This window comes from Nocardiopsis sp. TNDT3 (assembly GCF_003427465.1).
GTDB lineage: Bacteria > Actinomycetota > Actinomycetes > Streptosporangiales > Streptosporangiaceae > Nocardiopsis > Nocardiopsis dassonvillei.
This window is the reverse complement of sequence record NZ_QPFC01000853.1, coordinates 1-1,352: the sequence shown is the minus strand read 5'-3', so window position 1 is coordinate 1,352 and position 1,352 is coordinate 1. Positions and strand designations below refer to the sequence as shown.

General features: G+C 70.3%; 1 protein-coding gene. It reads right to left on the bottom strand.

Annotation, left to right across the window (positions count from 1 at the left end; translation table 11 throughout):
* Window positions 1–256 precede the first annotated feature (256 nt).
* On the bottom strand, window positions 257–1,261 hold the full coding sequence (locus tag DQW06_RS20570) for an NlpC/P60 family protein (protein WP_013154160.1): 1,005 nt from the start codon (window positions 1,259–1,261) through the stop codon (window positions 257–259).
* Window positions 1,262–1,352: the final 91 nt, after the last annotated feature.

Here is a 1,352-nt window from a genome sequence, read left to right as displayed (position 1 = left end):
GTCACCGCCAGGGGGCGGTGAATGAGGTGGCAACCGCGCTCGGCGATGAACACTAGTGCATCCGCCGGGTCGCTCTCAACCTTTTCGTGATGTTCCACCGGTTGGTGCTGCGTGTCCGAAAACCGGGCTGTTGTCCGTTAAACGGTGCAGGGCCGTCACCCGGCGGGTGACGGCCCTGCGTGCTCCGGGGATGGTTCCCGTGCTCCGGACGCCCGGACACGGACCACGGCGAAGCGGAGGTCCGAAGGAGGACTGCCTACGGGCGGACGGCGAACTGGAACTCGCTCGCCCAGTACGCGGCCAGGCCGACGACCTCGATGTTGCGGCCGCTGCTGGGCGCGTGCACCATCTGGCCGTTGCCGGCGTAGAGCCCGTCGTGGGTCAGGCCGCCGAAGAAGAACATGATGTCGCCGGGCTGGAGGGCGTTCATGTCGTAGATGCGCTGGCCCACCTCGGCCTGGGCGTAGGTGGTGCGGGGCAGGTCGACGCCGCCCGCGCGCCAGGCGGCCTGGACCAGGCCGGAGCAGTCGTAGCCGTTGGGGCCGGTGCCGCCCCAGACGTAGGGCAGCCCGACCTTGGAGTAGGCGAAGTCCAGGGCCGCGCCCGCGCTGCCCGAGGCGGAGCCGGTGTAGGACTGGCCGCCGCTGCTGTCGGCGCCCTCGGCGGCCGGGTCGGAGTCGGGGAACTGGGCCAGGAGCGTCTCCTGCTCCTCCAGCTTCTCCTCGACGCTGGTCTTGGCCTCCTCGGCCTCCTCCAGCGCGGTCTCGGCCTCCTCCAGGGCCTCCTCGGCCTCGTCCTTGAGGGCGAACAGCCGCTCGTGGGAGGCGCCGAACTCGTCGAGCTGGGCCTTCTGGGCCTCCGACAGGTAGTTCAGGTCGGCGTTCTGCTCCAGCAGGCTCTCGGGGCCCTCGGAGGAGAGGATGTTGGCCATGGAGTCCAGGTCGCCGGACTGGTAGGTGGCGCTGGCGAGCTCCTGCACCTTGCCGCGCAGCTCCTCGTAGCGCTCCTCCTCGTCGCCGACCTGCTCGTCGAGGTCCTCGTAGAGGGTCTCGGCGACGTCGTGGTCCTCCTTGGCCTGGTTGTACTCCTCGACCGCGGTGGAGACCTCCTCGCGCAGCTCCTCGATCTTGTCTTCGACCTCGTCCTGGGTCGGCTCCGCGTAGGCGGTGCCCGGGACGAGCATGGTGCCCGCGACGACCGCGCTGATTCCGGTCGTGGCGGCGAATCGGCGAGCCGTACGTCGTCCACCGGGGTTCTTCATGGCGGTCCACGCTCCTTGGGGTCGGGCAAGTCCGCATAGGGGTGCGGGGAGAACAGGGACGGGGCCCGCGCGGGGCGCGGGCGGGTGAGTG

Coding starts and splice junctions, on each gene's coding strand:
- DQW06_RS20570 (WP_013154160.1), bottom strand. CDS start 1,261: ATGAAGAACCCCGGTGGACGACGTACGGCTCGCCGATTCGCCGCCACG.